The following is a 17,853-nucleotide window of genomic DNA, read 5'->3' as shown; positions in this document are numbered from 1 at the left end:
GAGGTGCTGAGCGAGCTGCTCTGGTGGGTCGGCGAGGACCGGCTGACCTTCGCCTCCGACTACGCCCTGTGGAGCCCGCGCTGGATCGTCGAGAAGTTCGTCGACTTCCAGATGCCCGAGGACATCAAGGAGCAGAAGGGGGTCGACCTGACCATCGAGGGCAAGCGCAAGATCCTCGGCCTCAACGCCGCCAAGCTCTACGACCTCGAGGTCCCGGCCGACCTGCAGCTGGCCGCCGCGGCGCCGGCTGCGGTGTGAGGACACGGGGGTGGCCAGCGACCTGACGGCGAGCGTCACCGGGGCGCTCGACTCTGTCACCGACCCCGAGCTCGACCGGTCGGTGGTCGAGCTCGGATTCGCCCGGGCGGCCGTCGACGACGCCGGCCGCGCCCTGGTGGAGCTGCGCCTGCCCACCTTCTGGTGTGCGGCCAACTTCGCCTACCTGATGGCGGCGGACGCCCGCGACGCCGTCGCCGCGGTGCCCGGGGTGCGCTCGGTCACCGTCCGCCTCGTCGACCACTTCGTCGCCGACGAGGTGACCGCCAGCGTCAACGCCGGGCGCTCCTTCGACGAGGCCTTTCCCGAGCACACCGACGGCGCCGGGCTCGAGGCGCTGCGGCGCTTCTTCTGGGTCAAGGCCTTCACCGCCCGCCAGGAGGTGCTGCTCCACCGGCTGCTCGCCGAGGGGCGCTCCGACGGCGACGTGTGCGCGCTGCGGGTCGGCGACCTCGACACCGCCGACCCCGAGACCGGGGCGTACCTGGAGCGGCGGGTGCGGCTCGGCATCTCCACCGCGGCGGAGGCGCCGGTCGCCGTCCATCCCAACGGCCAGCCGATCGCGGTGGAGCGGCTCGACTCGTATCTCACCCGTGCCCGCATGACCCGGGTGTGCATGGAGGCCAACGGCAGCCTGTGCGGAGGCCTCCACGCCACCCGCTACCCCCGACACGAGGAGACCCCGGTATGAGGGCGGCCCGGCTCCACGCCTACAACCAGCCACTCCAGGTCGACGAGGTGGCGGCGCCCGAGCTCAGCGGGCCCCACGACGTGATCGTCCGGATCGGCGGCGCCGGGCTGTGCCGGACCGACCTCCACATCATCGAGGGCATCTGGCAGCGCAAGGTCGAGGTCGAGCTGCCCTACACCCTCGGCCACGAGAACGCCGGCTGGGTGGAGGCGATCGGCAGTGCCGTCACCAGCGTGCGCGAGGGCGAGGCGGTCATCGTCCACCCGCTCGTCACCTGCGGGTACTGCGAGGCCTGCCGCCGGGGCGAGGACATGTACTGCGCCAGCGGCAGCTTCCCCGGGATCAACGCCGAGGGCGGCTTCGCCGACTACCTGCGCACCTCCGACCGCGCTCTCGTCAAGCTGGCCGAGGGCATCGACCCGATCGACGTCGCCCCCTACGCCGACGCCGGCATCACCGCGTTCCGGGCGGCGAGGAAGGCGGCCGGGCTGCTGCGCCCCGGCAACTGGGCGGTGGTGATCGGCATCGGCGGGCTCGGTCACATCGCCATGCAGTGCGTCCAGAACCTCTGCGCCGCCGGTGTCATCGCCGTCGATCCCTCCCCCACCGCCCAGGCGCTGGCGCGCGAGCTGGGGGCCGACGAGGTGGTGGGGGCGGTCGGCGCGGAGGCGGTGGAGGCGGTCCACGAGCTCACCGGCGGCGGCGCCCACGTCGTCCTCGACTTCGTCGGGGAGCGTGGCGCCGAGAGGGACGCGGTGGCGATGCTGCGGCAGGGCGGCACCAACATCGTGATCGGCTACGGCGGCCGGGTGGAGGTGCCGACCATCGACGTGATCTTCTCGGAGATCGCGATCGTCGGCAGCCTGGTGGGCAACCACACCGAGCTGTCCGAGCTGATGACCCTCCAGGCGCAGGGCAGGGTGAAGCTGCACACGCAGCGGTACGCCCTCGATGACATCGGCACCGCGATCGACGACCTCGACCACGGCCGCATCGCCGGCCGCGGCGTGGTGCTGCCGGCGGCGAACGGCGCCGCCTCGACCGCGGCGGCCGGGTCCACCGAGTACAGCACGGCGATGCCGTGAGCACGGCGACGGCACAGGGGGGCGGTGACCGCCTCACGGAGGAGAGGTACTTGGAGATGGAGACGTGACCGAGCAAGTGGCAACACCCGAATTGCACGGGGCGCCGGAGCGCGTCGCCCCCGCCGTCTACGACCCGCCGGACATCCCGGGCAGGGGCCCGATCGATTGGCTGGGGGGGTGGAAGTGGGGCCTCATCTCCCCGCTGATCCTGCTGGGACTGGCCATCGCCATCCGCATCTATCAGGCGTTCGCCGTCTTCCCCTGGGGGCTCGACTCCTCGACCACCCAGTTCTTCTGGATGTGGCGGATGCTGGTCGTCGCCTTCCTGCTGGGGGTCGGCATCTTCACCGTGCTGTGGTGGCGATGGATCCTCCAGAGCGCGAGGAGCCTACCCCAGCGCATCAGCCGCCGCGAGGAGGTACGGCGCATCGCCGTCTTCTGGGGGTTGATCGGCGCCACCAGCGTCAACCTGTACATCGAGGCCAGCTTCTGGCCCAACCAGGACGGCGCCTTCCACCAGACCCTGGTGCGGGACACCGCGTTCACCGTCTCGCACATCCCGATGTTCTACCTGTTCTTCCCGCTGGGGGTCACCCTCGCGGTCGGCACCTACCTCTACGGGCGCACCCGGATCCCCGCGGTCTACGGCCCCGACAAGGGCTTCCCGTGGTCGTTCTTCCTGCTCATCTCCGCGACCGTCACCGAGGTGGCGCAGGTGGCGATGAACGAGTGGGGCCACAGCGTGAACCTGGGCAACGCCGGCGCCGAGGAGTTCTTCGCGGTCTGGTTCCACTGGCCGTTCGTGCTCTACGGCTGGCTGGCCAGCGGCATCTTCGCCCTCTGGGGGGAGACGATCCTGCGTCTCTACCAGATCGAGGACGAGGAGGCGGCCGATGCGCGCGACACCGCGCCCGCGGCCGTGCCCACCAGCGGCGCGCCGGTCGGCGGGGGCTGACCAATGGCAACCGCGACCATCGACCTCGAGGCGCTGCGGCTCCGGGAGATCGCCGAGCGCAGGTACAAGTTCATCGACCGCAAGTGGGACCTGATGTTCTGGGTGACCGCCGGCTTCGTGGTCGGCGCCGCCGCCAACATCACCCACCTGCTCTTCGCTGGTGACTGGGACTTCTGGACCGACTGGAAGGACCGTCAGTGGTGGATGACGATCACGCCGTTCGCCACCATCATCATCCCCTCCGCCCTGCAGTACATCCAGTGGAGAGCGTGGAGGTTCCCCACCGGGGCCACCTACACGGCGGTCTGTCTCTTCTTCTGCACCTGGATCGGCCGGCTGCTGCAGTGGAAGTACTTCATCAACATGCCGATCAACTTCGTCTGGTCGGCGACCTGGATCCCCGCGGGCATCCTCACCGACTACGTGCTGCTGAAGTCGCGGAGCTTCATCCTCACCTCGCTGATCGGCTCCGCGGTCTGGACGATGGGCTTCTGGATGTCCAACTACATCATGCAGCTGCCCTACCTCCAGCCGACCCGGTTCATGGGGCACACCCTGACCGTTGCCGACGTCCAGGGCATCGGCTACATCCGGGCGCAGACCCCCGAGTACCTCCGCATCATCGAGCACGGCTCGCTGCGCACCTTCCTGCAGGAGACCCAGTACGTGTCGCTCGCGTTCGGCACCACCCTCTGTGTCTTCGGCTACTGGGTGGGGCAGTTCCTGGGGAGACGGCTGGCGGTGTGGCCGATCTTCAAATACCTCAAGCAGTACTGAGGAGGGGAGAGCAGCGATGAGACGGTTCATCCTCATTGCCCTCGTCGCCCTCCTCGGAGCGGCGGCGATGACCGGGCTGCGCACCACCTCGGTGTCCGCCCACGGCGAGATCGCCCAGGAGGGGTTCGTCCGCATGGAGGCGGTCGGCTGGTGGGACGTCAAGTTCTCGAAGTCCGACCTCACCCAGAACGACAACATGGTCATCAGCGGCACCACCAAGCTGCTGGAGACCTGGCCGTCGAACATGAGCAACGGCAACCCCGAGGTCTGCTACCTCACGGTGGTCGAGCCGGGGGCGCGGTTCGTGCTCGTCGACCGCAAGATCAACGGCATGGAGTCGCCGCAGTCCTTCTTCTGCAGCAAGGGCAGCGTCTACAACTTCTCGATGACCCTCCGCGCCCGTGACCCGGGGAACTGGCACGTCCACCCGGCGCTCGCGGTCAAGGAGTCGGGCACCCTCATCGGCCCCGGCCAGTACGTCAACATCAGCTCGAGCCCGTCCGGGTTCAGCTTCCCGATCACCCTGCTGAACGGCAAGAACATCGACGTCGAGGGCTACGGCACCTGGCTGGTGCTCGGCTTCTCGGCGGTCACGCTGGTGCTGGGGATGTGGTGGATGCTGTACTGGACGGTGCCGGGCGGCATCAAGCGCACCATCACCCGGCTGCGGGTCGCCAACGAGCTGCCGCTCAACCAGGACGGCGGCCCCGCGGTGGGCATCATCACCCGTCGCGACCACCGCCACATGGCCTACATCACCGGCGCGACGGTGGTGCTGGTGGGGGTGGGCTTCGTCTGGGCCTCGAGCCACTACTCGGGGAACATCCCGCTGCAGGTGCAGTGGGTGAAGCCGCCGGCCCCGCCGGTGGAGGCGCAGCTCGCCGTCGCGCAGGCCACCGACGCCATCTACAACCCGGCCACCGACACCCTCGACATCGTCACCACGGTGACCAACACCGCCAAGACCCCGCTCACGGTGCGCGCCTTCAGGACCGGCAACCTCACCTTCCTCAACCCGCTCGCCGGGCTGCCGCACGGCGACTACGAGTACCAGATGAAGGTGAACCCCGAGGCCGCCATCGACCCCGGCCAGACCGCGAAGGTCACCCTCAGCATCCCCGGATCGGTGCTCAAGCAACAGGAGCTGCTCCCGCTGGGCCAGGCGCAGTACGTCGTCGCCGGCGTGGTGGAGCTCACCGACACGGAGGGCAACCGCAACTTCGACACCATCAACACGTCGCTCAACCCGACGTCCACGTGAGCTGACATGACACGGCCGCCGGATCGCCGGAGAACGTGATGCAGGAGGTCCTGGCGCGAGCCGTCCTCGCGCACAGCATGGCGCAGAGCATCTGGGAGATCCTCGCGCTCATCGGGCCCTTCGCCATCGTCTTCGGCGCCGGCGCCGTGCTCGTCATCGGGCCGATCGTGCGCACCCAGGGTGAGCGGTACCAGCACCACCCCATCCGCGGCGACGAGACCCGGGCGAACACCAACGGCAGCACCAAACCCTCCCGGGCGGCGGCCTCCTCCGGGCCCCCTGAGAGCCAGGCCGCCGCCTCCACCGGGACTCCGCCCGAGGAGCCCGACTAGACCCGCAGCCACCCCGCATGGCCCACGACGCATTTCTCGACCTGCCCCCGAGTGACCCGGCCTGGGGTCACGGGCTCTGCACCGACCGGCAGGGCCACCGGGTGCACTACGTCCGCAGCGGCGGCGGTGCCCCGGTGGTGCTCCTCCACGGGTGGCCGGGGTTCTGGTACGACAACCGGCGCGTCATTCCCACACTCGGCGCCGAGGTCGACGTGGTCGCTCCCGACCTGCGCGGCTTCGGCGCCTCCGACGCCCCCGACCTGCCCGCCGCGACCGGCTACGGCCGCGAGGCCCAGGCCCGGGTGGTGCTCGACCTCATGGACGCGCTCGACCTCGAGCGCGCCGTCCTCGCCGGCTATGACGTCGGCTCCGCGGTCGCCCAGACGGTGGCCCGGCTCGCCCCCGGGCGGGTCCGCGGCCTCGTGCTCGGCGCCCCGCTGCACCCCGGCTCGGGCGCCCGCGCGCTGCTGCCCGTCCACCAGCGGGAGTTCTGGTACCAGGACTTCCACCGCCTCCCCCTCGCGGTCGAGCTCGCCGGCCGCGACCGCACCTCGGTGGAGACCTATCTCCGCCACTTCTACCGGCACTGGACCGGACGCCAGGAGGCGGTGCGCGAGGCCGAGCTCGCCGCCATCGTCGACGTCTACGCGGTGCCGGGCGCGCTCGACGCCAGCCTGAACTGGTACCGGTCGGGCGCCGGAACCCTGGAGACGGCACGCCACGCCGCCGCCGAGCCCGCACCCGCCCCGCCGCCGCTGCCGCACCCCACCGAGGTGCTCTGGGGCGAGGCCGACCCGCTCTTCCCCCCCGACTGGGCGGAGGGGCTGGACCGCACCCTCGGCGCCCACCGGCTGCGGGTGCTGCCGGGGGTGGGCCACTTCATCCCCCTCGAGGCGCCCGGGGCGCTGGTGGACGCGGTGCGCTCGCTGCTCTAATCGCCGGCTACCCGGCGCGAAGCCGCGGGCTCCGCCGCGCCCGGTAGGTGACCCGGAAGAGCGCCTCGCCGAGGGTGGTGCGGCTCAGGGTGCGGGAGAGGGCGAGGTAGACGGCCACCGAGACCGCCACCTGGACGCTGAGCAGGACCGACTCGTTGACCTGCCTGCCGGCGCCGAGGACCCCGTCGACGATGCTGTCGAGCCCGTTGACGATGAGCGCGATCGCCGACAGGTCGACGACCACGGCGAGCACGAGCCGGAGCGCGTGGAAGCGGCGCGGCGGCGGCGCCTCCTCGCCGGGGGCGTCGGGGATGGGGATGTGGCGCACCGCCAGGTAGCCGGCGAGGCCGATGAGGATGAACACGGCGCCGCGCAGCATCAGGTGCTCGAGGCGGCCGAGGTAGTGCTCGACGGGCGTGCCGACGGCGGCGCCGAGGCCGACGAACACCACCTCCCAGATGAGGATCGACGGGATCAGGCCGGCGAGGAAGGTGCGCCGCGGCACCTGGAGCGCACCCGCCATGAGGTTGGTGTTGATCCGCAGGCCGGGGATGAGGCGGGCGACCAGGATCGTCCAGGGGCCGGCGTTGCGCAGCCGTTCGGCGGCCCGCTCGAGGTGCCGGCCGGCGCCCAGCCGCTCGGCGAGCGACGAGAGCGCCCGGGCGCCGAGGGCGCGGGTCCAGGTGTAGGCGACCATCGCCCCGCTCAGCGACGCGAGGAAGGCGAGGGGGAGGAAGGTGACCGGGTCGAGGCCGCCGGTGGAGATCAGCACCCCGGCGCCGACCAGCAGCAGGTCGCCGGGGGCCATCGGCAGGGGCACCCCCGCCTCCTCCACGAAGATGAGGCTGCACAGCACGATCAGCGCGGACCAGCCGTGGACGGCGTTGAGCAGGCTCACCTGGCAAGCCTACGGCGGCCGCACCGGGGTGGCTCAGAGCTCGCGGAGCATCGCCCCGGTGAGCCGGGTCAGCCGGCGGCTGAACACCAGCACCACCGCGGCCACGGCGAGCACCGCCACCGCGGTCGCCGACCCCAGGTAGAGCCCGGGGACGCGCAGCGCCGCCGGCGGCGGGTCGAACACCCCGGAGAGCACCGCCACGAGCATCCGCGAGAGCGCCCACCCGGCGAGCGCGCCGGCGGCGAGACCGCCGGCCACGACGATGCCCGCCTCCGCCCAGAGGAAGGCGGCGAGCTGCCGGGGCCTCGCCCCCAGCGCGGCGGCGAGGGCGAAGGTGCGCCGCCGCTCGATCACCCCGAGGGCGAGCAGCAGCCCGGTCGAGGCGGCGCCGAAGATCAGCGCGAAGGCGAGCTCGACTCGGGTGAGGCCGTCGAGGTCGACGGCGGTGAGGCTGGAGCCGACCACCCGGCGGGTGGTGGTGATGTCGGTGACCACCGGTCCCACCCCGAGCACCCCGCGGGCCGCCGCCGCCACCCCGGCGGGCGGGGTGCCGGTGGTGTCGACCAGGTAGGTGGAGGCCGACGGGTCGCCGGTCATCGCCCCGATGTACGAGGCGTTGGCGACGAGGAAGCTGTCCCGCGGGGCGGTGGGGAACTCGGAGGCGATCCCGGCATACCGGAACGTGACCGGGACGAGCGCCTGGCTGCGCCGGTCCTGGAGGCGCAGGGTGAGGTGGTCGCCGGGCTGGAGCTGGAAGTCCTTCACGGTCTCGGCGCTGACCAGGATGGCGTCCTGCTGGGCGGCGAGCCGCCCCATCAGCTGGGCGGCGGTGGCACCCATGAAGTAGGCGTCCTGGAGGCTGGCGGCGGCGGTGATCGTCCCCGGGCGGACCCCGAAGATGTCCTGGAGGTCGGCGCCCACGTAGGCGAAGCGGTGCACCAGGGGCTCGACCGCCCGCACCCCGGCGAGGGCGGCGAGGCGGGCCTCCGTGCCGTTCGCGGCGGGTGCGCCCGGGGGCTCGGTGACGGTGACGTCGGCGCCGTTGGTGAGCCGGGCGTCGACCTCGGCCTGCTGGGCATAGGTGGCGTTGAAGACCGAGGTGGAGGCGGCGAAGGCGGCGGTCAGGCCGACCAGCACCAGCCCGGGCGCGAGCAGGCGGCGCTGCCGGCTCAGCGATGCGGACACGCTGGAGGCGAGCGGGCCGGCGAGCGGCCGCACCGCCCGGGTGAGGAGGCCGCGGCCGCGGCGCAGCAGCAGCTCGGCGAGGCTCCAGGTGATCAGCGCGGTGGCCAGCCAGAGGCTGGCGGGCCCGGCGAGGGCGAGGTGGTCGACGGAGATGCTCGGCACCCCCTCGGGCGCGAGCACCAGGGTGTAGCCCTGCCGGCTGGTGACCAGGTACGTCGCCACCGCGATTCCGAGCAGGACCACGCCGGCGGCCGCGGGCGGCCAGATCGGGCGGTCGCGGCGGCCCTCGACCCGGCGGGCGCCGGCGACGCTGAGGCGGCGGGCGTCGCGCATCGCCGGGACCGCGACCACCAGGGCGGCGATGAGCAGGCCGGCGCCCACCGCGAGCGCGTCCCACAGCGCGGTGGCGGCGTCGCCGCCGAACCCGGCGCCGCCGAAGGCCAGCCGGCCGGTGAGCGCGGCGAGCAGCAGCCCGGCGGCCCCCCCCACCGCGCCCGCCGCCAGCGCCTCGAGCAGCGCCAGCGCGACCAGGGTGCGGGTGCCGGCGCCGCGGGCGCGGAGCAGCGCCTGGTCGCGGCGGCGGCGGTCGGCGCCGGTGCCGGCCACCACCGCGGTGAGCAGGCCGGCGAGCACCGCCCCGGGGAGGCCGAGGAAGAGGAAGAGCACGGTGGCGTAGGCGGCGTCGCCGCGGGCGGCGTCGAGGGCGGCGCCGAGGTTGTCGCCGACCAGGCCGGCGCCGGTCAGCCGGCTCTCGAGGTTGCGGGCCAGGCCGGTGACCCGGTCGAAGGCGTCGCCGGGGGCGGCGGGGAGGGCGCGGTCGAGGTGGACGTGCACCTGCTGGCGCACCTGCTCGGGCCGGGCGGCGGCGACCGGGTCGAAGAGCTGGTGCCAGGTGGCCAGCGGCACCAGCAGGACGTTGTCCGGCGGTGCGCTCGGCTGCGAGCCGCGGGCCGCGCCCACCTTCTGGAACAGGCTGTCGGCGTGGGGCAGGTCGACCACTCCGTCCACGGTCAGGGTGGCCGCGGGCGAGCCGGCGCGCCCGACGCTCACGGTGTCACCGGGGCGGACGTGGAGGTTGGCGGCGGTCTGCTGGGCGACCAGCACCCCGGTCGCCGCGCCCACCAGCGGGCGGATCTCGCCGCCGAACCGGGCCGCGTAGCCGTCCGGGAGGCCCACCGCGACCCCGGCGCCGGTGGTCTGGGTGGTGCCGCCGGTCTCGGCGGTGAGGCCGGTCGTGGTCGCCATCCCCACCGGCAGCGCGACCGTCACCGTCGGGGTGGCCCGCACCGCGGCGAGCACCGCGGCGGGGTCGGCGCCGGGCTGGGTCTCGACCTGCCAGTCGACGGGGACGTTGGCGGCGGTGCGCCGGGTCATCGTCGCCGACGAGCTGCTGAGGAATGCGCCGATCGAGGCGAGCAGGGCCACCGCCATGGCGATGCCCGTGGCGGTGGCGAGGAGCCGGCCGCGGCGGCGGGCGAGCAGCCCGCGCATCCAGAGCACGCCGAGCATCACGCCGCCCCGGTCAGGCGGCCGTCGGCCATCGTCCAGGCGGTGTCGAAGCGGGCGGCGACGCGGCGGTCGTGGGTGGTGAGCACGAGCGCCGCCCCGAGGCGGGCGACCGCCTCGTCGAGCACGTCGAGCATCTGGGTCCCGGTGGCGCCGTCGAGCTGGCCGGTGGGCTCGTCGGCGAGCACCAGCCGGGGGGAGCCGGCGAGCACCCTGGCAACCGCCACCCGCTGCGCCTGGCCGCCGGAGATCTCCTCGGGGAGGCGGCCGGAGAGCGACCCGAGCCCCAGGGCCTCGAGCGCGGCGGCGGCGGCGGCGAGCGCCCGGGCCTCGGCCATGCCGCCGAGCATCAGCGGCAGGGCCACGTTCTCGAGCACGTCGAGCGGCGGCAGCAGGCTGGGACCCTGGAGGATGGTGGCGACGGCGAGCGGCCGGAGCCGGTCCCGCGGCCCGATGGCAGGCCAGTCGACGACCCCTTCGGAGGGGGTCTCCAGGCCGGCGAGGAGGTGGAGCAGGGTCGACTTCCCCGAGCCGGAGGGCCCGGTGACGACGATCCGCTCGCCGGCGCGCACGGCGCACGAGGCCCGCTGCAGCGCCACCACGGCGCCGGCGCCGGAGCCGTAGCAGCGGCCGGCGGCCTCGCAGCGCGCCACGACCTCGGCGCCCACCCCGGGCGCGCTCACCCGACCACCCGGCCGTCGGCGAGGGCGACCACCCGGTCCGCGGCCGCCGCCACCACCTCGCTGTGGGTGACCACCACCACCGCGACGCCGCGGCGGGCGCGGTCCTCGAGCAGGTCGAGCACCCGCTGGCCGGTCACCGAGTCGACCTCGCCGGTGGGCTCGTCGGCGAGCAGCACGGTGGGATCGTTGGCGACCGCGACCGCGATCCCGGCGCGGCAGAGCTCGCCGCCGCTCAGCCGGCCGGGGAGGGCGCCGGCGCGGGCGGTGAGGCCGAGCTCCTCGAGCACGGCGGCGGCCCGGCGCGGGTCGCGGCGCCCGGCGAGGCGCTGGGCGAGGTCGACGTTCTCGGTCACGGTGAGGTGGTCGAGGAGGTTGCCGCTCTGGAAGAGCATGCCGATGTGACGGCCGCGCAGCGCCCGCCGCTCCCGCTCGGGGCGGCGGGAGAGCCGCTCGCCGCCGACGTGGACGGTGCCGCCGTCGGGGTCGTCCATCCCCGCCAGGCAGGCGAGCAGGGTCGACTTGCCGGACCCGGAGGGCCCGACCACCGCCACGATCTCGCCGGCCTCGACCCGCAGCGACACGCCCTGCAGGGCGAGGGTCTCGTCGTCGCCGGCGTGGAAGAAGCGGTAGAGGCTGCGGGCGTCGAGGGCGGGCTCGCTCACGACCAGCGGAAGCCGTTGGTGACCGTCTTCCAGGGGTCGACGTTGTCGGATCCCACCGGGGCCGAGAGGGTGAGGACGGCCTCCGAGCCGTTCCGCCAGAACTCGTAGCGCTCGACCGCCAGCCGCGCCACCTTGCCGGTGACCGGGTTGGGGGCCGAGGTCGCCTGGTAGGTGATCAGCACCGCGGTCCCGGCGGTGCGGGTCACGGTGCTCACCGCCTCGTTGCTCACCCCCGAGGCCTGCTGGCGGATGGCGGGGAGCTCGTTCTGCCGCGCCGAGTCGACGGTGGGCGCCGCCGCCGCGGGGACGGTCTCCAGGCGGATGCTGTTGTAGTGGTCGGTGAAGGTCACCGCACCGCCGCCGCCCGCCTGGGCCCAGCCCTCGGGGACGCGGACGCTGAAGGCGCCGGAGGGGAGGCTGTAGGCGACGTACGCCTGGTTGTCGGGGATGTCGCCGGCGGGGTTGACCTCGAGCGCCGGGCTCGGCGCCGCCGAGGTGGAGGCGGCGGCGCCGGGGCTCGCCGAGGTGACCGGCGCGGGCGATCCCGCGGCGGTCGAGGCGGACGGGGCGGTGGCCGAGCCGCAGCCGGCGGCGAGCAGCCCGGTGAGCCCGGTGAGCGCGGTGAGCGCGGTGAGCGCGGTGAGGAGTGCGAGGCGGCGGGGGGTCATCACCGCGCCAGCCTACGTGGGGCCAGGTCAGGGGACGGTCAAGACCGGGTCAGCGGGCGGTGGGGCGGAGGTGGAGTAGGCTCGCCGCCACATGGGCACGCGGATCCTCCTCATCGAGGACGACGAGGGCATCGGCAGGAGCCTGGCCGGCGTGCTCGAGGGCCAGGGCCACGCGGTGCGCTGGAGCCGGGGCGGCCGCGACGGGCTCGCGGCCGCCGACGAGGAGGCGCCCGAGGTGGTGCTCCTCGACCTCGGGCTGCCCGACCTCGACGGGGTCGAGGTCTGCCGCCGGCTGCGCGGCGCCCATCCGGGGGTCGCGATCATCGTGGTCACCGCCCGGGACGCCGAGGTCGACGTGGTCGTCGGGCTCGACGCCGGCGCCGACGACTACGTCACCAAGCCCTTCCGGCTCGCCGAGCTGCTCGCCCGGCTCCGCGCCCAGGAGCGACGCCTCGGCGCCCGCCGCGACCAGGGGCCGCTGCGCGCCGGCGGCATCGAGCTCGACGTCGAGGCGCGGCGGGCGACGGCGACCGGCGGCGAGCTGGCCCTCAGCCCCAAGGAGTTCGACCTCCTCTCCCTGCTGGTGGCCGAGTGCGGGCGGGCGGTCACCCGCGAGCGGATCATCGAGCTGGTCTGGGACGAGCACTGGTACGGGTCGACCAAGACCCTCGACATGCACATCGTCGCGCTCCGCAGGAAGCTCGCCGCCGCCGGCGAGACCACCGCGCGGATCACCACCCTGCGCGGGGTCGGATACCGCCTCGACGCCGGATGAGAGGGCGCATCCTCCGCGCCATCGTCGGCGTGACCGCGCTCGCGGTGGTGGTGCTCTCGGTGCCGCTGGGCCTCGCCGTGGCCAGCGTCTACCGCGACGAGGCGGTGCGCCGGCTGGTCGACGATGCCACCCAGGCGGCCACCCTGGTCCCCGCCCCGCTCACCGCCGCCGACCCCGCCGAGCTGCCCAGCCCGGAGGACGGCGCCCGGCTCTCCCTCTACGCCGCCGATGGCCACCGGCTCTCCGGACCCGGGCCCGCCGCCGCCGACCCGGTCACCCGGATGGCCCTGGGCGGCCATGTCGGCGCCGCCTCGGTGGGGGCGGAGGTGGTGGCCGCGGTGCCGGTGGGGTCGCAGGAGCAGGTGGTCGGGGCGGTGCGCTCGGCGCTCGCCCAGGCGACCGTCGACGGCAGGGTCCACCGCGCCTGGCTGATCCTCGGCGGGCTGGGGCTGGCGGCGGTCGGCCTCGCCGCCGCGGTCGCCGTCCTCCAGGCGCGCCGGCTCAGCCGTCCCCTCGACGCCCTCGGCGCCGCGGCGGTACGGCTCGGCGGCGGCGACTTCTCGGTGCAGGTGCCGCCCAGCGGGGTGGCCGAGATCGACACCGTGGCGGGGTCGCTGAACGCCACCGCGGCCCGCCTCGCCGTGGTCCTCGAACGCGAGCGCGCCTTCAGCGCCGACGCCTCCCACCAGCTGCGCACCCCGCTCACCGCGCTCCGGCTGCGTCTCGAGGGCGGCCTCCTCGCCGGTGACGGGCTGGCCCCCGCGGTGGCCGCGGCCCTCGAGGAGATCGACCGGCTGCAGGGCACCGTCGAGGAGCTCCTCGAGCTCGCCCGCGACGCCCCCGGCGACCGCCGGCCTCTCGACCTCGCCGCCCTCTGCGCCGAGCAGGAGGGCCGCTGGCGGGCGGCGCTCGCCGCCGTTCACCGGCCGCTGCGGCTCGAGCTCCCGTCCGCGCTGCCGCCGGTGCCGGCCTCGGCCTCGGCGATGCGCCAGATCCTCGACGTGCTCCTCGACAACGCCGCCGTCCACGGCGCCGGGGCGGTGCGGGTGGTGGCCGGCGAGCTCCCCGGGGGCGTCCACGTCGACGTCGGCGACGAGGGCGACGGGGTGCTCGACCCCGCCCTCGTGTTCGCCCGCCGCGCCTCCGGCGGCGGGGGCAGGGGGATCGGGCTGGCGCTGGCGCGCTCCCTCGCCGAGGCCGAGGGCGGCCGGCTGCTGCTGCAGCGCGCCGGACCCGGGCCGGTGTTCCGCCTGGTGCTGGCGCGGCGCGACCCGCCGTGACCGGCGGGTCGCGCGCTCAGCCGCTCAGGAGCGCGCCGGCGCCCCGGGGTGGTGGTGGTCCGAGACCTGCTGCCAGGAGGACGCGTTGCTGCCCCCGGGAAGCGGGGTGCTGCCGTCGAAGTAGCGCACCGCGCCGGTCTCGCAGTTGCGGTACTCGCCGGGACTGACCATGGTGCCGGCGGGGAAGCGCACCGGCCGCGACGCGGTGTCGGGCATCGAGTGCCGCTGCTCGGGCTGGTGCCCCGCGCTCGAGGGGTGCTGGTGGTCGGACACCTGCTGCCAGGAGGCCGAGTTGGCGCTTCCGGGGAGCGGGGTGGTGCCGTCGAAGTAGCGCACCGCCCCGGTGTCGCAGTTGCGGTACTCGCCCGGGCTCACCATCGCGCCGGCGGCGAACCGCACCGGGTGGGCGGCGGTCTCCGGCATCGTGCCGCGGGAGGGACGGGCGGCGGCCGAGGGATGGTGGTGGTCGCTCACCTGCTGCCAGGAGGCGGAGTTCACGCCGCCGGGGAGCGGGGTGTGGCCGTCGAAGTACCGCACCGTGCCGGTGTCGCAGTTGCGGTACTCGCCCGGGCTCACCACCGTGCCCGCGGCGAAGCGGACGCCGCGGGGGCGCTGGGTCTCGGTGCTCATGTCGTCTGTTCTCCGTGAGGATCCGTTCTCGGTGGATGCGGCGCCGGAGGCCACCAGCGCCACGGGGCAGGGAGCGCTGCGCGTCAGCCGGGACACCACCGCCCCGGCTCGCAGCCACGAGGGCCGGCGGCCCTCCTCGACGCCGAGCACCACCAGGCCGGCGGTCTCGGACTCGGCGAGGGCCAGGAGCATCGCCGGGGCGTCGCCCACCAGCACCGCGGTCCGGCGACGAGGTCGTACCCCGGAGCCGAGGGCGGCAAACTCCTGCTCGAGGGTGGCGGTGACGTCGTCGACGACCCGCGGCCGCCGGGCCGTGCCCGCCGCCGGCTGGGGAGGGGCGTCGCCGGCGGCGATCACCCGCGCCACCACCATCTCGGCGTCGAGGTCGGCGGCCAGGCCGGCGGCCCAGCCCAGCGCGGCGGCGGCGGCGGCCCCCCCGTCGGAGCCGACCAGGATCCGCTCCAGCGGCGGCGCGACGGGGCCGGTGTCCTCGAGCCCGGCGGGGGCCTCGGGCACCACCACGACGGGGCAGGGCGACCGCCGCGGGAGCCGGCGCGACACCCCCGGACGGAGCGCCTCGACCAGCGTGCCCCGGGGGCGGCAGCCCACCACCGCGAGGTCGGCGTCGTGGCGCCGCGCCGCCCGGGCCAGCACCTCCCAGGGGCGGCCGTCGCCGACCACGATGCGGCGGCGCACCCCGGGAAGGTGCAGCGGCGCGCACCACTCCAGGTCGATGCGGGCGCGGATCTCGTCCCGCCAGCCGGCGTGGGTGCGGTCGGCGGCGCGGGGCAGCCGGTGGTGGAAGTGGGGCGGGTAGCTCCGCTCCTCGAGCGCGTACACCGCAACCACCTCGAGATCGGCGACGGCGGCGAGCGAGGCGCACCAGCGCAGCACCCGGTCGGAGAGTGGCGAGCCGTCCACCCCCGCGATCACGCAGAGCCGCCGGAGCGGCTGCGGGCGCTCCCGCGGCAGCACCTCGAGGCGGGGACGGGCATCCATTCCCGCGAGGCTACGGGGGGAACCGTCAACGAACGATCAACAGCCGTGCCGGTGGCGGCGTTGATGCTCCGTTGACGCTCCGGTGAGTACTCTCTGGTGTTCGTGGATGCGGCACCCGGCGCCACCCCCGAGGCTCGCCTCGACGCGGCGGAGGCGCACGCCCTCCGCGAGGCGGGACGTGCCTGGAGCGACTTCCCCGCCGCCGACTCGGTCGACCCCGACCTGCGCGGCCACGAGCGCCGCGGCACCCTCCCCGGCGACAGGTACGTGCGTGGGGTGCGTCCCCGGCGGCAGGGGTTCCAGCCGGTGGCGCCCGGGGTGCTCCAGGCCACCGCCGAGGCGAGCGCGCCCCCCACCGGCCTCGCCCACGTGATGCACCGGGTCCGCCATGCCCTGATCGGGGCGCCGCTCGCCTCCTCGCAGGCGGTGCACGAGCGCCTCACCCGGGTGAAGGCGCTTGCCGTGCTCTCCTCCGACGCGCTCTCCTCGGTGGCCTACGCGACCGAGCAGATCCTGGTGGTCCTGGTGACCGCGGGCGCGGTCGCCTACGGCGCCCTGCTGCCGATCATGGGCGCCACCCTGGCGCTGCTCGCGGTGGTGGTGCTCAGCTACCGGCAGACGATCAAGGCGTATCCGCACGGCGGCGGCTCGTACATCGTCGCCAGCGACAACCTGGGCCATCTCGCGGGCCTGGTGGCGGGATGCGCGCTGATGACCTCGTACACGCTGACGGTGGCGGTCTCGGTGGCCAGCGGCGTCGACGCCATCATCAGCGCCGCCCCCGGCCTGGAGGCGTTCCGGGTGCAGCTCTGCGTCGGCTTCACCCTGGTGCTGCTGGTCGGCAACCTGCGCGGCATCCGCGAGTCGGGGAGCCTCTTCGCCGCCCCCACCTACCTGTTCATCGCCGGGATGCTGGTGATGGTGGTGACGATGGGCGTGCGCCTCGCCACCGGCTCGCTCCACGGGGCGCCGCCGCACATCGAGCACGCCACCCAGAGCCTGGGCCTGTTCCTGGTGCTGCGCGCCTTCGCCTCGGGGGCGACCGCGCTCACCGGGGTGGAGGCGATCAGCGACGGGGTGCCCGCGTTCAAGCCGCCGGAGTGGGTGAACGCGCGCACCACCCTGACCACCATGGGGGTGCTGCTCGGGCTGATGTTCCTCGGCATCACCCTCTGCACCCACGTGCTCGGGGTGGTGCCCGAGGACCCCGCCAGGGCCGGCTACCAGACCGTCATCTCCCAGCTCGCCCACTCCGCCTTCGGCTCCGGCGCCGCCTACCTCTACATCGCCGTGACCACCACCGGCATCCTCGTGCTCGCCGGCAACACCGCCTTCTCGGACTTCCCCCGGCTGCTCTTCTTCATGGCCCGGGACGACTTCGCGCCCCACCAGTTCGCCCGCCTCGGCGACCGGCTCGCGTACAGCAACGGCATCGTCCTCCTGGCGGCGCTGGCGGTGCTGCTGCTGGTGGGCTTCCACGGCGACGTGTCGCGGCTGATCCCGCTCTACGCGGTCGGGGTCTTCACCGCCTTCACCATGTCCCAGGCGGGGATGGTGGCGCGCTGGCTGCGGCGGCGCGAGCCGGGCTGGCATCGGGGGCTGCCGCTGAACATCCTCGGCACCGTCACCTGCGCCACCGTGCTGCTGGTGACCGGCGCCTCGAACCTCACCCGCGGGGCGTGGATCATCGTCGTCATCGTGCCCCTGCTGGTGCTCACCTGCCGCGCCGTCAACCGCCACTACCGCGAGGTGGGCTCGTACATCAAGACGGAGACGCCGATGGCGCCGGGCGACGTGCACATCGTGTGCGTGGTGCCGATCGCCGGCCTGAACTCGGTGGCGCTGCAGAGCCTGGCGCTGGCCCGGGGCATCTCCGACTCGGTCATCGCCGTGCACGTCAGCGACAACCTCCAGGAGATCGCCGACCTCCGGGCGCGCTGGCAGGCCTGGGGCAACCGGGTGCCCTTGGAGATCATCGACTCCCCCTACCGCTCGCTGGTGCGCCCGCTGCTCACCTACGTCGCCGCCATCCAGCGGCAGCGTCACGACGCCACCGTGGTGGTGGTGCTCCCCGAGCTGGTGGCGACCCGCTGGTGGCACCAGGTGCTGCACAACCAGAGCGCGCTGCGCCTCAAGGCGGCGCTGCTCTTCCGCCCCGGGATCGTGACCGTCAACGTCCCCTACCACCTCCGCCCGCTCGAGCCGGTGCGCCACCGCACCCACCACGAGGACGAGGCGCTCTGAGGAGGAGGGTG

At 74.4% G+C, this 17,853-nt stretch carries 17 protein-coding genes; 11 read left to right on the top strand and 6 right to left on the bottom strand.

Features of this window, described 5'->3' with window-relative positions; genetic code table 11:
* From VGL20_06230 to VGL20_06195, 8 genes are all read left to right on the top strand, one after another.
* Positions 1–258, top strand: a 258-nt coding sequence (locus tag VGL20_06230) for an amidohydrolase family protein (GenBank protein ID HEY2703270.1), incomplete at its 5' end; no start/stop codon positions are given.
* A 10-nt stretch (positions 259–268) separates the two neighbouring features.
* Positions 269–967 (top strand): iron-sulfur cluster assembly protein, encoded by a 699-nt coding sequence (locus VGL20_06225; protein HEY2703269.1) that lies wholly within the window; start codon positions 269–271, stop codon positions 965–967.
* On the top strand, positions 964–2,052 hold the full coding sequence (locus VGL20_06220; protein HEY2703268.1) for an NAD(P)-dependent alcohol dehydrogenase: 1,089 nt from the start codon (positions 964–966) through the stop codon (positions 2,050–2,052). The genes VGL20_06225 and VGL20_06220 overlap by 4 nt, the downstream gene beginning before the upstream one ends.
* Before the next feature lie 64 nt (positions 2,053–2,116).
* Entirely contained in the window at positions 2,117–3,007 is an 891-nt protein-coding gene (locus VGL20_06215; protein HEY2703267.1) for a methane monooxygenase/ammonia monooxygenase subunit C, read from the top strand.
* Positions 3,008–3,010: 3 nt separating this feature from the next.
* A complete protein-coding gene (locus tag VGL20_06210) occupies positions 3,011–3,784 on the top strand; it encodes a methane monooxygenase/ammonia monooxygenase subunit A (protein ID HEY2703266.1) in 774 nt (257 codons plus the stop codon).
* Positions 3,785–3,800: 16 nt separating this feature from the next.
* Positions 3,801–5,045: a methane monooxygenase/ammonia monooxygenase subunit B gene (locus tag VGL20_06205; GenBank protein HEY2703265.1), complete on the top strand. Its 1,245-nt coding sequence runs from the start codon at positions 3,801–3,803 to the stop codon at positions 5,043–5,045.
* Positions 5,046–5,083: 38 nt separating this feature from the next.
* Positions 5,084–5,377 (top strand): hypothetical protein, encoded by a 294-nt coding sequence (locus VGL20_06200; GenBank protein ID HEY2703264.1) that lies wholly within the window; start codon positions 5,084–5,086, stop codon positions 5,375–5,377.
* A gap of 17 nt (positions 5,378–5,394) precedes the next feature.
* Entirely contained in the window at positions 5,395–6,312 is a 918-nt protein-coding gene (locus tag VGL20_06195) for an alpha/beta hydrolase (GenBank protein ID HEY2703263.1), read from the top strand.
* 7 nt (positions 6,313–6,319) lie between these two features.
* Here VGL20_06195 and VGL20_06190 read toward each other — a convergent pair whose 3' ends face one another.
* From VGL20_06190 to VGL20_06170, 5 genes are read right to left on the bottom strand one after another with little or no spacing between them, the layout of a single operon-like run.
* Positions 6,320–7,210, bottom strand: coding sequence for a DedA family protein (locus VGL20_06190; protein HEY2703262.1), 891 nt, complete (start codon positions 7,208–7,210; stop codon positions 6,320–6,322).
* Between the two features lie 33 nt (positions 7,211–7,243).
* On the bottom strand, positions 7,244–9,904 hold the full coding sequence (locus tag VGL20_06185; GenBank protein ID HEY2703261.1) for an FtsX-like permease family protein: 2,661 nt from the start codon (positions 9,902–9,904) through the stop codon (positions 7,244–7,246).
* Complete coding sequence (locus VGL20_06180; GenBank protein HEY2703260.1) at positions 9,904–10,584, bottom strand: ABC transporter ATP-binding protein; 681 nt, start codon at positions 10,582–10,584, stop codon at positions 9,904–9,906. Before VGL20_06180 ends, VGL20_06185 begins: the two co-directional genes overlap by 1 nt.
* Entirely contained in the window at positions 10,581–11,246 is a 666-nt protein-coding gene (locus VGL20_06175) for an ATP-binding cassette domain-containing protein (GenBank protein ID HEY2703259.1), read from the bottom strand. Before VGL20_06175 ends, VGL20_06180 begins: the two co-directional genes overlap by 4 nt.
* The gene (locus VGL20_06170; protein ID HEY2703258.1) at positions 11,243–11,914 is read right to left on the bottom strand and encodes a hypothetical protein; all 672 of its coding nucleotides are present in this window, start codon (positions 11,912–11,914) and stop codon (positions 11,243–11,245) included. The genes VGL20_06175 and VGL20_06170 overlap by 4 nt, the downstream gene beginning before the upstream one ends.
* 91 nt (positions 11,915–12,005) lie before the next feature.
* On the opposite strand from VGL20_06170, the gene VGL20_06165 reads away from it, so the two are divergent.
* Together VGL20_06165 and VGL20_06160 are read left to right on the top strand one after the other, a co-directional pair.
* Complete coding sequence (locus VGL20_06165; protein ID HEY2703257.1) at positions 12,006–12,689, top strand: response regulator transcription factor; 684 nt, start codon at positions 12,006–12,008, stop codon at positions 12,687–12,689.
* Positions 12,686–13,969, top strand: a complete 1,284-nt coding sequence (locus VGL20_06160; GenBank protein ID HEY2703256.1) for a HAMP domain-containing sensor histidine kinase — start codon at positions 12,686–12,688, stop codon at positions 13,967–13,969. Before VGL20_06165 ends, VGL20_06160 begins: the two co-directional genes overlap by 4 nt.
* A 24-nt stretch (positions 13,970–13,993) precedes the next feature.
* Here VGL20_06160 and VGL20_06155 read toward each other — a convergent pair whose 3' ends face one another.
* Positions 13,994–15,598: a universal stress protein gene (locus VGL20_06155; protein ID HEY2703255.1), complete on the bottom strand. Its 1,605-nt coding sequence runs from the start codon at positions 15,596–15,598 to the stop codon at positions 13,994–13,996.
* 102 nt (positions 15,599–15,700) lie between these two features.
* Between VGL20_06155 and VGL20_06150 the strand changes: the two genes are divergently transcribed.
* The gene (locus tag VGL20_06150) at positions 15,701–17,842 is read left to right on the top strand and encodes an APC family permease (GenBank protein HEY2703254.1); all 2,142 of its coding nucleotides are present in this window, start codon (positions 15,701–15,703) and stop codon (positions 17,840–17,842) included.
* The last annotated feature ends 11 nt before the right edge of the window (positions 17,843–17,853 follow it).

The organism is Candidatus Dormiibacterota bacterium (assembly GCA_036495095.1).
In the GTDB taxonomy this organism is placed as follows: Bacteria; Chloroflexota; Dormibacteria; order Aeolococcales; family Aeolococcaceae; genus CF-96.
Note: the sequence above shows the minus strand (reverse complement) of the source record. Positions and strands in the feature narration are given on the sequence as shown.